Raw genomic sequence first — 18,569 nt, 5'->3', positions numbered from 1 at the left:
CTTCGACCGTCCCCGTCGAGGCATCGGCGCAGGACCGGATCGAGGCGGTGCCCGAGGTGGCGCAGCCCTCGGCCCAGCCGACTGCCGAGGCGCGGGGCGGCCCTGTGCCGGAGCCAGTCGCCAGCCATCAGGTTCGCCCGGACGTCGTGGCCACCGAGGTGGGGATGGAGTCCGCTGGGGCATGGACGAGCCGGAGCTGCAGCTGATCGCCGCGTCCTGGACCTCGCAGGCGACAGGCCGGAGACGTGGGCCCTGGACATAACTGGCGGCGAGCCCAACCTGCTGATCGCGTTGCTGGCCGCTCACGGCCAACGGAACGGGAGGTGGTCAGCCGACGGAACGTTATTCCGCCGTCGTGGCGCTCCGCGCGGCAGCGGTTTCTTCCGCTGCGACGGCCAGACCGACTCCAACGCGGCCTTGACCAGCACCACCATCCCTGACGCCCACCGCCGGGCCCACTCCAGGGCCCCGGCCCGACGGCTACCCGGACATCTCCGGCAAGGACTGCTGCTCCACGGAGCTGATGGCCACCGCATCGGCATCAGCAAGGACGAGTACTTCGTGGGCTCGTGGACGAGGGCATCGACATCGATGACCAGGCCCACACCGGCTACTGCCTGAAGCCCACGGACGAGATGTACGCCATCGACTCCGACGACCGAAATCACAGTTGGTCGATCGTCCAAGACGCCGGTTAGCATGGAACGAGCATTTCACTCTTGATGAAACGGTGGACCGAATGTCTCGCATGGCAGCGAAGGATCGACGGGAAGAACTCATCGCCGCGGCGTTCCGCGTCATGGTCCGCGACGGAGTCGTCAAGACCACGACACGCGCTGTCGTCAACGAGGCGAAGATGCCGCTGGGCGTTTTCCACTACTGCTTCAACTCACGTGAGGAGCTCCTCCAGGAAGTCATCACCCGCATCACGGACAGCGGCGTGGCCAAGGCCCGGAACGTGTTCGAGGGAGAGGGCGACCTCGGCGCACGCATCGCCGGGAGCCTCTACGCCTTCTGGGAGGGAGTTGAGCTCAGCCCGGGAGAGCATCAGGTGGGGTACGAACTCACTCACTACGCGTTGCGCCAGGAGGGCTTTGAGGATCTGGCCCGCCGGCAGTACGAGCATTACCTGGAAGTCCATGAGCAGCTCCTCGCTGAAGCCGCCGAGAGCGCGGGCATCAAGTGGACGGTGCCCCTTCCCGTTCTGGCCCGCTACCTCAACGCGGTGCTGGACGGTGTCACGCTGTGCTGGCTGGCCGACCGTAACAGCGAGAACACCCGCGAGGTGCTCCGCCTGACCGGCGAGCACCTCATGAGCCTCGCCGCCAAGGACGCGTGAGGTGAGTCGCCGGTGAGCGCACGCTCACCGGCACTGGCCGCCCCCTCGTCGCATGGCGGCCACACCAAAAAGTCGGGTGGGTGCGGCGGATACGGCCGCCGCACCCACCCGACTTGGCTTCCTAGGATCAGCGCGTCATGTCAGTCGAACAGGCCGGGCTGTTCCGCGGTGATCTGGTCCCACAGGGGGCGGAACTGGAACCAGCCCGGGAGGGGGCCGGAGATCTGGTCCCTCACCATCCGCGCCGTTTCCGCATCGATGAGCTTCGGTTCACCCGCGGCCATGGCCAGCAGCTGCGCCTGGCAGGAGCGTTCCATGGTGATGAAGTACCAGGCCGCCTCGGCGACGGAGGCCCCGACCGTGAGCAGCCCGTGGTTCTGCAGAACGACGGCCTTTCCCTTGCCCAGCGCCACACCGATCCGTCGGCCTTCCTCGGTGTCGTTCACCACTCCGCGGTAGTCGGAGTAGATGCCGTGGTCCTCGAAGAAGGCACAGGCGTCCTGGGTGATCGGCTCGAGCGGGACGCCGAGGCTGGAGAAGGCCTTGCCGTGCAGGGAGTGGGTGTGTGCGGCCGCGACCGCATCCGGCCTGGCCCGGTGCACCTCGGAGTGGATACAGAACGCGGCGTTGTTGACCGGGCGCTTGCCCTCCAGGAGCTTGCCGTCATGGTCGACGAGGATCAGGTCGGAGACGCGGATCTGGCTGAACGACATCCCGAAGGGGTTGACCCAGAAGGCCAAGGGGTTCTCCGGATCGCGGGCCGTGATGTGTCCGGCCACGCCCTCGGAGAAGCCGAAGCGGGCGAACAGGCGGAAGGCGGCCGCGAGTTCCTGCTTGCGGACCTGACGCTCCTCCTCCATGCTCAGGTTCTGCTGGGGCAGCGGCAGGGTGACGCCCTCGGGCATGGCGCCGACGGACATGTGCGGGGCGGCGGCTGTCGTGGTCATCGGGATCTGGCCTTTCGTGATCTGGTGGGCGATGGCGCGGTTACTTGCTCCGGCGGCGCAGGCGGTTGCCGTACATGAGGTCCACCAGGCGCAGGATGGACCGGTAGGCCGAGGGGTCGAACGGGATCATGTGAAGGTCGCGGCGGGTCGGGAAGCGGTTCACGCTGACGGCCTGGAGCCTGGTGTACTTGCGGATTCCTTCGGCGCCGTGCCGTACGCCGAGGCCCGACTCCTTCCAGCCGCCCATGGGCAGGCCGAAGGCCATGTAGTTGGTCTGGGCGTCGTTGATGGTGACGCAGCCTGCCTCGAGACGCTCCGCGAGGTGTCGGGCACGCTTCATGTTCGAGCTGATGATGGAGGCCTGCAGGCCGTAGGTGCTGTCGTTGACGAGCCGGACGGCCTCCTCGGCACTTACGACCTTCATCACGGGCAGCGTGGGTCCGAAGGTCTCCTCACGCATGCATTTCATGGTGTGGTCGACGTCGACGAGCAGCGTTGGTTCGAAGAACCGGCCCGGGCCGGAGGCGGCGTGGCCCCCCACGAGGACGCGCGCTCCTCGGCTCACGGCGTCCTTGACGTGGTCCTCGACGATCGACATCTGAGGCGGGAAGGTCATGGCGCCCACATCGGTGCTGCCCAGCCCTGCCGGCCTGCCGGAGGTGACCTCCTCGAACCGCTGGCGCAGCCTGGCGACGAACGCGTCGTACACCGGCTCCTCGACATAGACGCGCTCCACCGAGGTGCACATCTGCCCCCCGTTGCACAGAGCACCGTGCAGCGTGACGTTCACCGCCCGCTCCAGCGAGGCATCGGCCAGCACGATCAGAGCGTCCTTGCCGCCGAGTTCGAGTGAGCACGGGACGAGCCGCTCGCCCGCCCGCGCGGCGACGGCCCGGCCGGTCTTCGTGGACCCGGTGAACATCACGAAGTCGGCGGCGTCGACCAGGGCCTGGCCGGTGGCGCCGGCGCCGGTCACGACCTGGAAGACGTCCTTGGGCCAGCCGCACTCACGGGTCATCTTCTCCATGAGCAGCGCGGTCAGCGGCGTGTACTCGGAAGGTTTGAGGACGACCGCGTTGCCGGCGGCCAGGGCCGGGATGGCGTCACCGAAGGAGTTGATCAACGGGTTGTTCCAGGGGCCGATGACTCCGACGACACCGAGGGGGACCCGCCGGGTGTACATGCTGCGCCCGAGCACGAACGGCGAGAGCGAGCGGATCTTCGTGTCGGCGAGGTGGCGCCGTGCTCGCTTGGCCCAGTAGGCGAAGGCGCTGACGCAGTAGACGATCTCGACGATCGCGTCCTCTTCCGCCTTGCCGTTCTCCGCGACGATGGAGTCGATGATCTCCTGCCGGTGAGTCAGCAGCCACCGACGACCGCGTGTAAAGAATTCCGCACGGCTTCGGGCGCTCAGTTCAGCCCAGCCCGGCTGCGCCCGCCGGGCTCGTGCGACCGCTTGCGCCACCTCCTGCGCCGACGCGTCTGCGACGTGGCCGACCAATGCTCCGGTGGCCGGGTTGTCCACTGCGATGTGTGCGTCCGCCCGGGCGCCGTCGGGCGTGAGCGATCGAGTCTGAGCCACGGAAAAACTCCTGCCGGAACGTTGACTTCGGTTTGCCCAGAATGAGACGGTCACCCGTGCAAGTCAAGCGTCTTGTACAGATGACCAACTTGTTGTGCGGCAGAGACACCACGCCCAAGGCCCGTCACCAAGGAGCGGCTGGAATGAAACGGACGACATCAGTCGCGTTGAGCGGCTTCGGCGTTCCCGAGTCACTGCGCTGGCATCAGGGAGCCCTGTGGTTCTCCGACCTGGCACACGGCACGGTGCACCGCTGGGACGGCACGGGAGAGGCCGAGACGGTCCTCAAGGTTCCCGGCCGGGCCGGCGGACTCGGCTGGCTTCCGGACGGGCGCATGCTCGTCGCCTCCATGGACGGAGGCGTCGTGTACCGACTGGAAGCAGACGGCGAGCTCGTCGAGCACGCGGATCTGCGGCACCTTGTCGGCGGCCCGGTCAACGACATGCTCGTCGACCCGCACGGGCGTGCATACGTGGGCAACTTCGGCTTTGACTATCACGCGTTCGCCCGCGAGCACGCGAACGCCATGCTCTACGCGCCGCCCGGCCCGACGAAGGCGCCGATCGCGTGCCTGGCTGCGGACGGGACCCTGCTCGGGGTGACCGAGCCGGTGCTCTTCCCCAACGGATGCGTCCTGACGGCCGACGGCACCACCATGGTGGCGGCCGAAACCCTGGCCATGCGGCTCACCGCCTTCCCCGTGCTCCCCGACGGCACACTCGGGGAGCCGCGCCCCTGGGCCCCGCTGATCTCACCGTTCCTGTGGCATGCGGTGAACCATCCGGGGCTTCTCGGCCGGATCGCCCGAAGGATCTCGGCACTCTTGGACCACCCGGCCATCGCCAAGCGCTCCGCCTCACCGATCGCCCCCGACGGCATCGCCTGGCACAGCGACGGCGAGACGATGTGGATCGCGAACGCACTGCGCGGCGAATGTGTGCGCGTGGCCGAGGGCGGCCGCGTCCTCGACCGGGTCACGACGAGCCAGAACACCCTGAGCTGCCTGGTCGCAGGTCAAGACGGGCGCACCCTGTTCGCCGCGACCGTGCCGACCGACGATCCCGTCCGTGCCGCAGAGCTGAACGGTGGCCGCATCGAGATGCTCCGGCTGTGAATCCCCGAGTAACAACCGAGGACAATCTCGTATCGGACAGTTGACTTGGACATACGACCAGGAGACTCTGTTGGCCATGAGCGAAGTGTCTGAAAACAGCCGGGTCCTTCTCGTCACCGGCGCAGCCTCCGGCATCGGGGCCGCGATCGCGCAGCTGGCGGTCGCACGCGGTCACCGCGTGATGCTGTCCGATGTCAACGAGCAGGCCGTACGGGCCAGGGCGCTCAGTCTGGGCAGCCGGGCCGCCGGCTGTGTCCTGGACATCCGGAATCCGGCGGCTTGGATCAAGGCCTTCGAAGCAACGGAGGCCGCGTTCGGAGCCGTCGACGTGCTGGTCAACAACGCCGGCATCACCCACACCGGTCACGCAAGTGACCTCGGCCCCCAACAGCACCGCGACATCCTGGAGGTCAACCTGCTCGGCGCCATCACCGGCACCTGCACGGCGATCGAGCGGATGACCGTGCAGGGCCGCGGCCACATCATCACCGTCTGCAGCATGACGTCGTTCCTCCCGCTGCCCGGATACGCGACGTACTGCGGCTCGAAGCACGGGCTGCGGGCCTTCCATCACAGCGTGGCCCTGGAGGAACGCGACGGGCCACTGGACTTCACGATCATTCATCCTCCGTCCACGCGCACGGACATGCTTGAGCAGGAACTGGCCGACCCCGCTTGCGCCATCTCCTTCGCCGAGAAGTCCTACGCACCGGAGGAGATCGCCAAGACCGTCGTCGACGCGATCGTCTCCAAGCCGGTCGAGGTGGTGTTCCCTCCCCTGGGCGGACGTGTCCAGCGGATCGCCGGCGTCTTCCCCCGCCTGATGCGGTGGGTGATCCCGCTCGCCGAGGCCAAGGGAAGAAAGCAACGAGAGCGGATCATCGCCCCCACGGGCCGCCGCCGGTCCGATGCGGCGCGGCCTTCGGACCGCTCGACCGTCTGACGCGGTTCCCGGCCGCCGCTTACCGGGCCGGTCCACTGAACTACCGAGAAAGGGTGCGGATGTGAGCGCACATGTGGCGTCCTGGCCGGACGTGAAATCGGCCACCTCCGCCATGGCCGGTTTCAGCGAGGTCCGGATGGCCCAACTGGAGCGGGCCACCCAGCACTTGGATCCGCCGTTCGCCGTGGTGGACCTCGATGCCTTCGACGCCAACGCCGGCGATCTGGTGCACCGCGCGGGCGGCCGCGCCACGATCCGCCTGGCCAGCAAGTCGGTCCGCAGCCGCGACCTGATCCAGCGCGTCCTCCGGCGCCAGGGCTACCGGGGCATTCTCGCCTTTACCCTGCCCGAAGCCCTGTGGCTGGCCGAGGACCACGAGGACGTGGTCATCGGCTACCCGACCGCGGACCGCACCGCGTTGCAGCAGCTGGCCAAGGACGAGCGGGCGGCCTCACGCATCACCCTCATGATCGACTCCGTCGCCCAGCTGGACTTCACCGACGAGGCCGTCGGTGCCGCCCGCCCCCCTCTGCGGCTGTGCATCGATCTGGACGCCTCCCTGGAACTGGCCGGCGGGCGCATCCACCTGGGCCCCTACCGCTCTCCCGTGCACACCCCGCACCAGGCCGTCACGCTTGCCCGGGCGATCCAGAGCCGTCAGGGGTTCCACCTGGCCGGGGTCATGTCCTACGAAGGACAGATCGCCGGCATGGGTGACAACCAGCCCGGATCCCCTCTCAAGCGCGCTGCACTCCGTGCCATGCAGCGTCTGTCGGCACGTGAACTGGCCGACCGGCGCGCCGCCGTGATCGCCGCAGTCGAGACCGTCGCCCCGCTGGAGTTCGTCAACGGCGGCGGCACCGGCTCCGTGGAGCAGACCTCGGCCGAGCACGTCATCACCGAGATCGGCGCGGGTTCGGGCCTGTACGGACCGGGGTTGTTCGACTTCTACCGACGCTTCCGTCCCCGGCCCGCCGCCTACTTCGTCATGTCGGTCGTACGCCGTCCCACGGACAAGATCGCCACCGTACTCGGGGGCGGTTGGGTCGCCTCCGGCCCGCCCGGCCGCGACCGTCTGCCCACTCTCAGCTGGCCCCGGGGCCTGCGGATGAATCCGCTGGAAGGAGCGGGGGAAGTGCAGACACCGGTGCTCGGTCCGGCAGCTCACGGGCTGCGCCTCGGCGACCACGTGTGGTTCCGGCACGCCAAAGCCGGCGAACTGTGCGAGCGGGTGAACACCCTCCACCTGGTGTCCGGCAGCGAAATCGTCGGCCAGGCCCCCACGTACCGGGGTGAAGGGCACGCCTTCCTCTGACCCATCTCCTCTATCCGCGGCCCACCTTCTTCCGGAGGCCCGATGCTCCCCGACTTCAACTCACCCGCTCCTGCCCTTGCAAGCCCCCTCGGCCAGGCAACCGCCCAAGGACCGGCCGCGCCCGTCTCGCGCCGCTGGACCAGTCTGTACGGCCTGGTGTGGTTCGGCTTCTGGATGGCAAACCTCGTCCCCCTCCAGCTGCTGCTCCCCCAGCAGCTGGAAGCGATCGATCCGGCCTCTAAGGTCTACGACTTCGCCATCGTCAACGGTGTCTCCGGGCTGGTCGCACTCGTCGCCCTGCCCCTGTGCGGCGCCCTGTGCGACCGTTCCCGCAGCCGTTTCGGCCGGCGCAGACTCTGGCTCACGGCGGGCGCTGTCGCCTTCGCCGTCGGGCTGATCGTCACCGGCGCGCAGACCACCGTGACCGGTGTGGTCGTGGCGTGGGCGGCCAGCATGATCGGTCTCAGCGCAGCCACCGCCGGGCTCACCGCCATCATCGCCGACCGCGTTCCCGAAGACCAACGCGGCATGATCTCCAGCGCCATCTACGGTCCCCAGGCCCTCGGCGTGGTCGTCGGCATCGCCCTCGTGTCGGCTTTCGGACTCTCCCCCATGTCCGGGTTCGCCGTCATCGCGGTCCTGCTGATCGTCTGCCTGGTGCCGTTCCTGGCCGCCCATCGCGACATCGCCTTCAACGCCGAGGCACCGCTCAGCATCGGGGAACTGCTCGCATCGATGGGCAGCTCGCTCAGGAACCGGGAATTCGCCTGGGCCTTCGGCGGACGGCTCCTGGTGAATCTGGCGAACTCGCTGGGCACGTGTTACACGCTCTACTTCCTCACCGACGATCTCAAAGTCACCGATCCGGCCGGCAGCCTGCTGGTCTGCACCGTTCTGTATCTCCTGGCCGGCCTTGTGGCCACCGCGGCCGCCGGTGTGCTGTCCGACCGCCTCGGCCGACGACGGATCTTCGTCGCCCTGGCGGCGCTGCTCCAGGCTGCTTCCGGCTTCCTGCTGGCGAGCGCCCCGAGCCTCACCGTCATGATGGTGGCATCCGCTCTCATGGGCGGCGGCTTCGGTGCGTACATGGCCGTCGACCAGGCTCTGATCACACAAGTGCTCCCCGACGCCGAGAGTCGGGCCAAGGACCTCGGCATCATGAACATCGGCTCGGTCGTTCCCCCGGCGATCGCCCCGTTGATCGCCGGAGCGATCATCAGTTCGGAACACGGCTACCCGCTTCTCTTCGCGCTCGTGGGTGCGGCCGCCGCCGTCGGAGCGCTCCTTGTGTACCGCATCCGTTCCGTCCGCTAGATACGCGCGTGGCACCACCGCCCAGCTCACCGAGGAGGAGTAGGACGTGGCAACGACCCGCTACGGCGCGCACACGGGCAAGAACCGCGCGAACAGGAGTGTGTGGCGGAACTGGGCCGGGAACGTCACGGCCCGCCCAGTGAGGGACGTCGCACCCGCCTCGGTCGATGAGCTCTGCGCCGTTGTGCGCGAGGCGGCCGAGGACGGCCTGCCGGTGAAGCCCGTCGGCAGCGGCCACTCGTTCACCGCCGCTGCCGCGACCGAGGGCGTGCTGATACGGCCTGACCGCCTGACCGGCATTCGCGCCATCGACCGGGAGGCCGGAACCGTGACCGTGGAAGCGGGCACACGGCTCAGGGACCTGAACGTCGCCCTGGCCCGGGAAGGCCTGTCACTCACCAACATGGGCGACATCATGGAGCAGACCGTCGCCGGCGCGACCAGTGCGGGCACCCATGGCACGGGCCGCAGTTCGGCAGCGATCGCGGCCCAGATACGCGGCCTTGAACTGGTGACGGCGGACGGCTCGTTGCTCACGTGCTCCGAGAAGGAGAACCCGGACGTGTTCGCCGCTGCACGCATCGGGCTGGGCGCGCTCGGGGCTGTCAGTGCCATCACGTTCGCCGTGGAACCACTGTTCCTTCTCACCGCGCACGACGAACCGATGACGTTCGACACGGTCACCGCGACCTTCGACGAACTCCACGCGGCCAACGATCACTTCGAATTCTACTGGTTCCCGCACACCGGAAACTGCAACACCCTGCGAAACAACCGCAGCACAGGTCCGCTCGCCCCGATGGGCCGGTTCAGAGGCTGGTTCGAGGACGAGTTTCTCTCCAACGGTGTTTTCCAGGCAGCCAACTCGCTGGGGCGGGCCGTGCCCGCCGCCGTCCCGGCCATAGCGAGGGTGTCGAGCCGGGCTCTTTCCGCCCGCACCTACACGGACATCCCGTACAAGGTCTTCACATCCCCCCGCCGGGTGAAGATGATCGAGATGGAGTACGCCCTCCCGCGCGAGGCACTGATCGACGCCCTGCGCGAGTTGAAGGCCATGGTTGACCGTTCGGATCTGCGGATCAGCTTTCCCGTCGAAGTGCGTACGGCACCCGCGGACGACATCACCCTCTCCACGGCGTGGGGCCGTGAGAGCGGGTACATCGCCGTCCACACCTACCGGGGCATGCCCTTCCGTGAGTACTTCGCCGCAGCGGAGCGCATCTTCACCGCGCACGGCGGACGCCCGCACTGGGGCAAGCTGCACACACGTGACGCCGACTACTTCGCGGCGGCGTATCCGCGCTTCGGTGAATTCGCCGCACTGCGTGACCGCCTCGATCCGGATCGGCGCTTCGGCAACGCATACCTTCGACGAGTCCTGGGCGACTGACCCGGCCCTGTCCACAGCTCATTACAGAAAGGTGGTAGTTAAACCCATGTCCTCCACACAGCTGACTTCGGTGGCAGATCTTCCCGCCATTGAGGACTTCATCACATTCGACAATTTCTCACGCAACTTCGTGGAAGCGGCATGGGAGTTGCGGGGCCGAGAAGGAACCGACTTTCTCCGGGGCCCGATGAACAGTCTCGTCGTGCTCCGTAACAAAGACGCCAGAACGCTTGCGGCGAATCCGGCGTTGGGCAACGTGCCCGCGGACATCGTCTTGTGGATGGCCACCGAAGCGGATCTCGGCTCCGGGCCCGTGACCAAACCGGATCCCGAACAGACCGAAGGGTACGGCAGGTTCCTGCAGAACCAGGTGTTCACCTCCAACCCTCCGCTGCATCAGCCGTACCGTAATCTCCTGGTCCGGCAACTGATGCCCCGGAACATCCTCCGTTTCGCTCCCGCCGCCGCACGCCTCGCACAGGAACTTGTCGAGGAGTGCGCCGGGCGCGACCGGACCGACTTCTCCCGGGAGTTCGCCGGGCGGTTCGTCACCCGCTTCTGGGCCGAGCAACTCGGGCTGAGCAGGGTCCAGGCGGCGCACGTCCAGCACCTCATGGAGGAGATGAGCCTGACATTCCTGCTCACCCGCACGCCCGAGCAGTCGCAGCGCCTGTTCTCTGCTGCGGCGACGTACATGGACGTGGTCGGAGAAGCCGTTCGGAAGGCCTGGTCGGACGGAGGCAACGCGCTTCTCGACGACATGGCGGCCGAACTCACCACGATCGACATGGAGGGCAAGCCGGAGGACATCGGCTCGTTGGTGGCCTCGAACTTCTTCGACGGCTTCCACACGATCGGTGTGGCGATCGAGAACGTGGTCTTCCGGATGCTGAGCGACGGGACGGCCCTGGAACAGGTCCGTGCCGACCCGGCGTTGGTCACCAGTGCCTTCTACGAGGGCACACGTCTGGAGTCCCCGCTGATGCTCAGTCAGCGACTGACGCTGCAGGACGTCGAGTACAACGGCGTCTCCGTCCCCGCCGGCACACCGGTCGTCATGATGTGGGCCGCGGCCAATCGCGATCCCGAGGTCTTCGACGACCCCGACAGCTACCGGCTGACCCGGCAGATCCAGCACGGCGCGACCTTCGGCGGCGGTGCCCATCTGTGCCCAGGCAGGAACGTGGCCCGGATGCTCACTGAGATCGCCGTGACCGCGCTGACCGCGCCCGATGTCGATATCGCACTGGTCGGGGACGATCACGAATGGGCGGCCCACTCCCTGATGCGGCAGCTGACGGCGTTGCCGGTCACCATCCGACGGGTGCACCGGTGAAGACCGTCGTCATCGTCGGTGCGGGACAGGCCGGCTCGGAACTGGCCGTGGCACTGCGGCAGAACGGTTTCAGCGACCGGATCCTGCTCGTCGGGGCCGAACCCCACCTGCCCTACCAGCGCCCGCCGCTGTCCAAGGCGTTCCTGCACGGCAAAGTCGATCAGGTGGCACTGCGGATTCGCGCCCTGGACGCCTACACCAACGCCGGCATCGAGGTCGAACTCGACACTGCCGCGGTCGGGATTGACCGCCGGACACGATCCGTCGCCTTGGCCGACGGGCGCACGCTGCGCTACGACAAGCTGGCTCTCACCACCGGTGGCAGTCCGCGTCCTCTCCGATTCGGCTCCGGCCACGTCCCAGGCAGGACTCTGCATCACCTCGACGACGCGATCGCGCTGCGGCAGGAACTGCAGTCCGGTGGCACCCTACTGATCGTCGGTGGCGGATTCATCGGCCTGGAGACGGCGGCCGCCGCGACCGACATGGGGATCGCGGTGACGCTCGTAGAGGCCCAGCCGCGAGTCCTGGCCCGGACGTGCCCACCGGCCGTCTCCGCCTTCGTCGAACGCGAGCACCGCAATCACGGTGTCGATCTGCGCACAGGCGTGTCCGTGCGCAGCGTCGCCCGGCGCGACGGAGCCCTCCTTGCGGAGCTCAGCGATGACACCGTGGTCAGAGCCGACCTGATCCTGACTGGCGTGGGGATCGCTCCGAACGACACCCTCGCCGCCACCGCGGGACTGGCCGTCGATGACGGTGTCCTGGTCGACGCCGTGGCCCGGACCGCGGACCCCGACATCGTCGCCGCGGGCGACTGCACGCGACAGTGGCACGGTTTCCTCGGCCGCAGCGTACGCCTCGAATCCGTTCAGAACGCTACTGACCAGGCCAGAATCGCGGCCCGGACCTTGTGCGGAAAGCCGACCGAGCGTTTTACGGCGCCCTGGTTCTGGTCCGATCAGTACGACCACAAGATCCAGATGGCCGGCCTGCCGCAGACCGGCGACACAGATGTCGTCCGCGGCGACCCGTCATCGAACTCCTTCAGCGTGGTGTATCTGCGCAACGGCATCATCACCGGCCTGCACGCGGTCAACCGGCCGCGGGATTTCACGGCCGCCCGGCAACTCGTCACGGCGCGGGCCGCCATGACCGGGGATGAAGCCGCCTCCGAAGACCTCCCGCTGTCCGAACTGATGAAGCGACACCAATCCACCGCAGAAAGGCGTGCCTGACGTGCCAGTGATCAGATTCATCGAGGCCGACGGAACACCGCACCCCGTGGAGGCCGCCATCGGCCAGAGCCTCAAGCAAGCGGCACTCGACCATCTCGTGCCCGGCATCATCGGCGACTGCGGCGGCTGCGCTTCCTGCGGAACCTGTCACGCCTACATCGACGAAAAGTACCTGCCGCTCCTCACTCCGGCTGACGAAAACGAGGAGATGATCCTCGAGGGGGTACCGGCGTCACGCACCTCCAACAGCCGGCTCACCTGCCAAATCCCTGTGACAGCCGACATGGCCGGGATGGAAGTACACATTCCTGACACTCAGTTCTAAGCGACGGGTCATGTCTCGAGTGCCAGGGTGGCTCGGCCGGCTCGGTGCCGGGCTGACCGAGCTGAGTAAGCAGCTCGACGAGCGGCACGCCGACGTCGACCAGGAGAGTCGAGAGTCACAGGGCGAGCAAAAAGACGACACGGCCCCCGAAGGGTCCGGCGCGTACGAGCCCTCATCCCCTGCAGGCACGGACGAACCCGCCCCCGTTCCTGTCCCCAACCAGGGGACAACGCGCGGGTTCAGCGGTTGGCCCCTGCAAGAATCCGCGAACACGTGCGCTTCCGTTAGACACCGCGTGAAGATCGCGGCGGGCCGGCAGGGGTACAGGGCCGTGTCGTGCGAGTTCGTATCAGGGGCAGTCGTACGTGAAGTGCGTGGTCAGCGTGCGGTGGGTGGGCGAGAGGAGGCGTAGTTCGGCCTGTGCCGTGTAGTGGCCCTTGCCCTGGAAGGTCCACAGCAGGTGCAGACGTGCGTGTGCCTGGCCCCGGACCACCGCCTCGCGCAGGACGCCCGAGGCGGTGCCGTCGCTTCGGGTCCAGCGGTAGGAGAGGGTGCCCGGCCGGCTGTTCGTGGTGACGAGGGCGACGATGTCCGCGGTGTCGTCGCATCCCAGGACCGTCGGCCGGGCCGTGACCGCCACCGTGCGTACCGCGACGGACGGCCCGAGGCGCTGCCAGGCGAGGAAGGCGAGGACGCAGATCAGCACGAGCGCGGGCAGAGCGTGTCTTCGCAGGCGCCGGCGCGGGGGCGCGAGGGGCGGCGGCACCGCGGGCGGCGTTCGGTGAGTTCGGTGCGCGACGGCCGCCGTCACCCCCGGACCGAAACGCAGCACGGTGCCTTCGGCACGGTCGGGCGGTGTCGGAGGAGTCTGCGTCGGCGTCGAGGCCGGTACCGAGGTCGGTATGGAAGTCAGCGTCGGCGTCGGCAGGATCTCCGTGGGGGGCGGTCCGACGAGGGTGGTGTCCGGCTCGGGACCCCGGATCCAGTGGCTGGCCAGCACCGTGGCGCTGTACTCGGCGTCGGCGGGGTCGAGCGGCTGGGTGGGTTCGACGTCGTCGGCGGAGTTGGGGGTGCGGTCGTCCTGAGCGGTCATCGCAGGCCACATCCTCTGGTCAGGAGCTGCTGCGAGGCGCCGCCGTCGGCGGAGGCCGGCGTGGTCGTGGCCTGCACCGTCCAGTAACAGCCGGTGCCCTGGAAGGTGTGGTCGACGGTGAGCGTGTACTGGGTGGCGCCGCTGCGCTCGAACGTCTGGGACGCGCCGTCCGGGGTGCCGGCCAGCTGTACCCCGGTGTCGCTCGTGGACCACGAGACGGTGACGGAGATCGGCCCGGTGCCGTCCGTGGTGATGTCGATCGTGGCCGAGGCGGTCGTCGGACCCGTCTGCCGGAAGCTCGACACCGCGACGTCCTTCACGGCGGGCGGGGCCGGCGAGGTGGGAGCAGTGGTCGTCGGTGTCGCGTCGGTGGCCGTCGCGGCGGGAGTCGTCGTCTCCGGGGCCGAGGGTGTGGTGGTGGCGGCGGCGGTGGACGTCGTGGACTCGCCGGTGGCGGCCGTCGCCGGGTCCGAGGGCGACATGCCGGTTGACGCAGTGGACGTCGGGGGCGGTGCGGAGGAGTGGGCCGGCGCGGTCCCGTCGGCGGGCCCTCCCGGCGTCACGCCGGGCCGGGCACTGGTGGTGGCCAGGGCCTGGGCCGCCTCCTGCGGATCCGCTCCCGGAGGGTGCTGGACGCCGTAGGACAGGATGGCGGCCAGGAGTACGGCCGCACCGGCCACCAGCATTCCGGGCCGGCTGGGACGCCATGAGCGCCACCGGCCGAGACCGGGTTCAGGGCCCAGGACCGTACGTGCCGTGTCCGTCGTGGTGCGCGGGGTGTCGCGGGACGAGGGCAGCAGCAGCGGCAGCAGGGCGACCAGCGCGGCGAGGCGGCCCCGACCGCGTTCCTCCCAGCCGGGGCCGTAGGCGGCGCCGGCGACCGCCTCCAGTTCCGTGACGAACGCCGCGGCGTGTGCGGGCCGTTCCCGCGGGTCCTTGGCCAGACCGCGCCGGACCAGGTCCCGCACCGACTCGGGGACCTCCTCGGCGGGGACGGGCGAGTCGACGTGCTGGAGGGCGAGTTGGGCGAGATTGTCACCCGGGTACGGCTTGTGGCCCGTAAGGCACTCGAAGAACGTGGCCGTGGCCGCGTACACGTCCGCGGCGGGGGAGGCGGGGGCGCCGGTCCACTGTTCCGGAGCCATGTAGGCGGGGGTTCCGGCCACGCCGACCTTGGTGCCGGCGTCCACCGCGATCCCGAAGTCGACCAGCTTGGACGTTCCGTCCGGTACGACCAGGACGTTCGCCGGTTTGTAGTCGCGGTGCACGACGCCGATGCGGTGCGCGTCGTCCAGACCGAGCAACGATCCCTTGAGGAGCACGAGTGCGGCCTCGGGGTCGAGCGGGCCCTGACCGGACAGCAGGGCCCGCAACGAGACACCGTCCACCAGCTCCATCACGATGGCGGCGCCGTCCGGGCTCTCGACGTACTCGTACAACCCGGTGACGTACGGGCTCTCCAGTCCGCCGAGCAGCCGCGCCTCCGCCCTGAACTCACGGACGAAGCCCGGTCGGGTGCGCAGTGCCTCGCTGAGGTACTTCACCGCGACCGGGACGCCGGTCTCCTCGTGCACGGCCAGGACGACCCGCCCGCTCGCGCCTGATCCGAGTTCGAGCGACTCGGTGTATCCGGGCACTGCCCATGTGTTCATTCCAGCCCCCAAGGCCGGCCGCGCGTGCTGCCGGGAACTCACCGGTCCCGGAGCTTCGGCCACGCGCCCAAAGACATACTTTCAGCCACTTCGGTTGCGGTGGGGGCTCTTTGGCTCATTTCAGGCGGACGGATTCACGACCACCTTCGCCGAGTTGTTCTTGGTCTTCGGGTCGAAGGTGACGGACGTGTCCGAGTGGGGGTGGACGACGACGCGGCCCGTCGCGTCGGGGACGACCCGGTCCACGCGCAGCCGGAACGGGAAGCTGACCTTCAGGTCCGGCTTGGCCCACATCGGCAGAGTGCAGGCGTAGTGGCCGATCGCCGGGTCGTCGCCGGAGGTCCAGGCGGTGTCGCAGGTGGCGGGCACGGACGTGGCGGAGGTGCCCGGCGGGAGGTAGTAGTCGATCACGGCGACCGGGTCGCCGGAGCCGACGTTGGCGACCCAGGCCGGGCCGCGGTTGACGAAGCGGAAGCCGGCGGTGACGGTGTCGCCGGCCGCGCCGCTCACCTCGGTGCCGTGCACGGCGAAGTCGGCGGTGTTGTCGGCGTCGATGTGCCAGGCGCGGCCGTTGTCCGAGCTGTCGAGGTCGGTGGCGTCACCGCCGGGCTCGACCTCGTAGTCGAACCGCTCGAACAGCGCGTGGCCGGTGACGGCGAGCCGCAGCGGCTCGGGCAGTTCCACGGTGGCGCCGGGCGCGACGTCGCTGTCGAAGGCGCAGGTCACGTACGTCATGGGCGTGTACGCGCCGCCGTCGTCCGGCCCGGTGTAGGTGCACTGCGGGTAGCGGGTGGCGACGTCGAGGCCGTACGTCGCCCACATCTTCACGCTGAAGCCGTGGGCGGTCTCGTTGCCGGTGTTGGTGACGGAGAACGGCACGGTGAGGCTGGTGCCGGGCGCGACGCCGGTGACGTCCTGCGGGGCGCCGATGCCGAGGTCCGGGCCGGAGGCGACGGTGACGGAGGTCTCCGCGGAACCCTCCGGGGCGACGAGCGTGCCGTCGGGTCCGCCGGTGGCCTCGGCGGAGTACTCGATCGCACCCCGCGCTCCCACGGCCGCGCCCGCGGCGGCCCGCAGTCTCAGCTCCACCTGCGCGCTGTAGCGGACCGGCACGTCCCCGGTGTCGCACACGGCGACGGTGCCGGCGTCGTCCGGTGTGCAGTTGTCGGGCCAGGCCACCTCGGCGATCCCGGCGAGCCCGGAGACGTCGACGGTCAGCCGTCCGCCGGTCACGGTGAAGCTGTCGTTGTCGTGGGTCAGACCGAGCGCCAGCGATCTGTACTGCGCCGCACCGCCGCCGTCCGGAGCGGCGGTCACCGCCTGGTCGTACGGCGCCTGGATCCACAGGTGATCGCTCTGCGGCTCGTCGTCGGCGAAGGCGACCTGGCTCCCGAGACCGCCGGCGACGACCAGCGCCCCCACGGCCGCGGCACATGTCCCGCGGCGCAGCACACGCCCGACGGAGACAGAACTCATGACATCCCCCAGATGGGACAGAAGAGACCCCGGCACAACGACCAGCGCCGGGCACGAGTTGGACGGCCTGCCGGGACGGAAGGTTGTAGGTGAGGGGGGCCGGGGGGCGTGGTTCTTACCGACCTCTTGATCAATCCGCTTCTCGATCGATCACGAACGGGCGGGGCGCCCCCGTGCTGAGGGGGGCGCCCTGTGCGCGGTGTGCCTCAGGCCGGCGTCCTGACGGTCGCGGCTGCCCGGTCCGGTTCCCGTACGACGCGGCGGCGTCGGGTCGGGATGCCGAGGGTCGGGTTGGCCACGGCCCAGGCGGCGCCCTTGCAGATCACTTCCTTGTAGACGGCGGCGAGCCGGCCGGTCAGGGCCGCCCGGACGGCGCGGTCGTCGGCGGTGACGTACTGGATCAGGCCTTCCCTGCGGCCCAGCGAGATGCACTGGTTGAAGTAGCGGAGCGTCACGTTCGGCAGCTTCCCGCCGGTCAGGCGGGCCGCGATGGCGTCGGCGGCCTGCCATGCCATGGGAGTGCCGGAGGCGCACGACATCCGCAGCGGCTTGTCGCCGGGGCCCATCGCCATGCCCGCGTCGCCGATGGCGTACACGTCCGGGTGCGAGACCGAGCGCATGGTCCCGTCGACCACGATCTGACCTGTCGCGGTGACGTCCAGGGTGGTGGCCCGCGCGATCGGGTGGACGGCGAAGCCCGTGGTCCACACGGTGACGGCGGCCGGGACGGACGTGCCGTCGGCGACGGTGACGTGGTCGGCCGCGACACCCGTGACGGCGGCGTGCTCGTGCACGGTGATGCCGAGACGGCCGAAGACCTGCCGCAGGTGCCGGCGGCCCTTGGTCGAGAGCCAGTCACCCAGGTCACCGCGGGCGGCGAGGGCGACGTCGAGGTCCGGGCGGGCCTCGGCGATCTCGGTCGCGGCCTCCACGCCGGTGAGGCCGCCGCCGACGACGACCACGGGCGCTCCGGCGTCCAGGCGGGCCAGGCGCTCGCGCAGCCGCAGCGCTCCGGCGCGACCGGCGATCTCGTAGGCGTACTCGTTGGTGCCGGGGACGCCCTGGCTGTTCCAGCCGCTGCCGAGGGCGTACACGAGGGTGTCGTACGACAGTTCCTCCTCCCGCTCCTCCGCGCCGCTCGCGGCGACGACAGTGACGGTGACGGTCCTGCGGTCCACGTCGACACCGGTGACCTTGGCGAGCTTCACCTCGACGCCGGTGCCCGCGAACATCTCGCTGAGGGGCCGGGACTTGAGGTTCTGGCCGACCGCGAGCTGGTGCATGCGGACGCGTTCGACGAAGTCGGGCTCGGCGTTGACGAGGGTGATGGCGGCGTCTTCGGGGCGCAGTCGCCTGGCGAGGCGCCCGGCGGCGGCGGCTCCGGTGTATCCGGCTCCGAGGACGACGATACGGTGCTGCATTCCCGTACTCCTGTCTTGAGCGTGTCTCGAGCGGGTTCGCCACCTGAACCGGGCGGCCCGCCGATTCCTGACAGGAACGCGGT

Annotated in this window: 16 protein-coding genes; 10 read left to right on the top strand and 6 right to left on the bottom strand. The window is 69.1% G+C overall.

The window, feature by feature from the left end; translation table 11 throughout:
* Positions 1–569: 569 nt before the first annotated feature.
* Complete coding sequence (locus tag ACIBK3_RS26655; RefSeq protein ID WP_328641866.1) at positions 570–698, top strand: hypothetical protein; 129 nt, start codon at positions 570–572, stop codon at positions 696–698.
* 50 nt (positions 699–748) lie between these two features.
* Positions 749–1,339: a TetR/AcrR family transcriptional regulator gene (locus tag ACIBK3_RS26650; RefSeq protein WP_399369457.1), complete on the top strand. Its 591-nt coding sequence runs from the start codon at positions 749–751 to the stop codon at positions 1,337–1,339.
* 140 nt (positions 1,340–1,479) lie between these two features.
* Here the strand turns inward: ACIBK3_RS26650 and ACIBK3_RS26645 are convergent, their stop codons facing one another.
* Positions 1,480–2,286, bottom strand: coding sequence for a class II aldolase/adducin family protein (locus ACIBK3_RS26645; RefSeq protein ID WP_399369456.1), 807 nt, complete (start codon positions 2,284–2,286; stop codon positions 1,480–1,482).
* A gap of 40 nt (positions 2,287–2,326) precedes the next feature.
* Positions 2,327–3,868, bottom strand: a complete 1,542-nt coding sequence (locus tag ACIBK3_RS26640; RefSeq protein ID WP_399369454.1) for an aldehyde dehydrogenase family protein — start codon at positions 3,866–3,868, stop codon at positions 2,327–2,329.
* Positions 3,869–4,011: 143 nt separating this feature from the next.
* Here ACIBK3_RS26640 and ACIBK3_RS26635 point away from each other — a divergent pair, with 143 nt between their 5' ends.
* From ACIBK3_RS26635 to ACIBK3_RS26600, 8 genes are all read left to right on the top strand, one after another.
* Complete coding sequence (locus ACIBK3_RS26635; RefSeq protein WP_399369452.1) at positions 4,012–4,983, top strand: SMP-30/gluconolactonase/LRE family protein; 972 nt, start codon at positions 4,012–4,014, stop codon at positions 4,981–4,983.
* A 76-nt stretch (positions 4,984–5,059) separates the two neighbouring features.
* On the top strand, positions 5,060–5,926 hold the full coding sequence (locus ACIBK3_RS26630; RefSeq protein ID WP_399369450.1) for an SDR family NAD(P)-dependent oxidoreductase: 867 nt from the start codon (positions 5,060–5,062) through the stop codon (positions 5,924–5,926).
* A 112-nt stretch (positions 5,927–6,038) separates the two neighbouring features.
* Complete coding sequence (locus ACIBK3_RS26625; RefSeq protein ID WP_399370000.1) at positions 6,039–7,241, top strand: amino acid deaminase/aldolase; 1,203 nt, start codon at positions 6,039–6,041, stop codon at positions 7,239–7,241.
* 42 nt (positions 7,242–7,283) lie between these two features.
* Positions 7,284–8,555: an MFS transporter gene (locus ACIBK3_RS26620; protein WP_399369448.1), complete on the top strand. Its 1,272-nt coding sequence runs from the start codon at positions 7,284–7,286 to the stop codon at positions 8,553–8,555.
* 46 nt (positions 8,556–8,601) lie between these two features.
* On the top strand, positions 8,602–9,945 hold the full coding sequence (locus ACIBK3_RS26615) for a D-arabinono-1,4-lactone oxidase (RefSeq protein WP_399369447.1): 1,344 nt from the start codon (positions 8,602–8,604) through the stop codon (positions 9,943–9,945).
* Positions 9,881–11,281: a cytochrome P450 gene (locus ACIBK3_RS26610; RefSeq protein ID WP_399369445.1), complete on the top strand. Its 1,401-nt coding sequence runs from the start codon at positions 9,881–9,883 to the stop codon at positions 11,279–11,281. Before ACIBK3_RS26615 ends, ACIBK3_RS26610 begins: the two co-directional genes overlap by 65 nt.
* Positions 11,278–12,519, top strand: a complete 1,242-nt coding sequence (locus tag ACIBK3_RS26605) for an NAD(P)/FAD-dependent oxidoreductase (protein ID WP_399369443.1) — start codon at positions 11,278–11,280, stop codon at positions 12,517–12,519. The genes ACIBK3_RS26610 and ACIBK3_RS26605 overlap by 4 nt, the downstream gene beginning before the upstream one ends.
* Before the next feature lies 1 nt (position 12,520).
* A complete protein-coding gene (locus ACIBK3_RS26600; protein WP_399369441.1) occupies positions 12,521–12,844 on the top strand; it encodes a 2Fe-2S iron-sulfur cluster-binding protein in 324 nt (107 codons plus the stop codon).
* 349 nt (positions 12,845–13,193) lie between these two features.
* On the opposite strand, the gene ACIBK3_RS26595 is transcribed toward ACIBK3_RS26600, so the two are convergent.
* The 4 genes from ACIBK3_RS26595 to ACIBK3_RS26580 all read right to left on the bottom strand — a co-directional run bounded on the left by ACIBK3_RS26595 (position 13,194) and on the right by ACIBK3_RS26580 (position 18,486).
* Complete coding sequence (locus ACIBK3_RS26595; protein WP_399369439.1) at positions 13,194–13,937, bottom strand: hypothetical protein; 744 nt, start codon at positions 13,935–13,937, stop codon at positions 13,194–13,196.
* Positions 13,934–15,589 carry a serine/threonine-protein kinase gene (locus ACIBK3_RS26590; protein ID WP_399369437.1) on the bottom strand — a complete coding sequence of 552 codons (1,656 nt, stop codon included), beginning with the start codon at positions 15,587–15,589 and terminating at the stop codon, positions 13,934–13,936. Before ACIBK3_RS26590 ends, ACIBK3_RS26595 begins: the two co-directional genes overlap by 4 nt.
* Positions 15,590–15,709: 120 nt before the next feature.
* Positions 15,710–17,065, bottom strand: coding sequence for a hypothetical protein (locus ACIBK3_RS26585; RefSeq protein WP_399369435.1), 1,356 nt, complete (start codon positions 17,063–17,065; stop codon positions 15,710–15,712).
* A 206-nt stretch (positions 17,066–17,271) separates the two neighbouring features.
* Complete coding sequence (locus tag ACIBK3_RS26580) at positions 17,272–18,486, bottom strand: NAD(P)/FAD-dependent oxidoreductase (protein WP_399369433.1); 1,215 nt, start codon at positions 18,484–18,486, stop codon at positions 17,272–17,274.
* Positions 18,487–18,569: the final 83 nt, after the last annotated feature.

The organism is Streptomyces sp. NPDC050287 (assembly GCF_044459385.1).
Taxonomy (GTDB): domain Bacteria; phylum Actinomycetota; class Actinomycetes; order Streptomycetales; family Streptomycetaceae; genus Streptomyces.
Note: the sequence above shows the minus strand (reverse complement) of the source record. Positions and strands in the feature narration are given on the sequence as shown.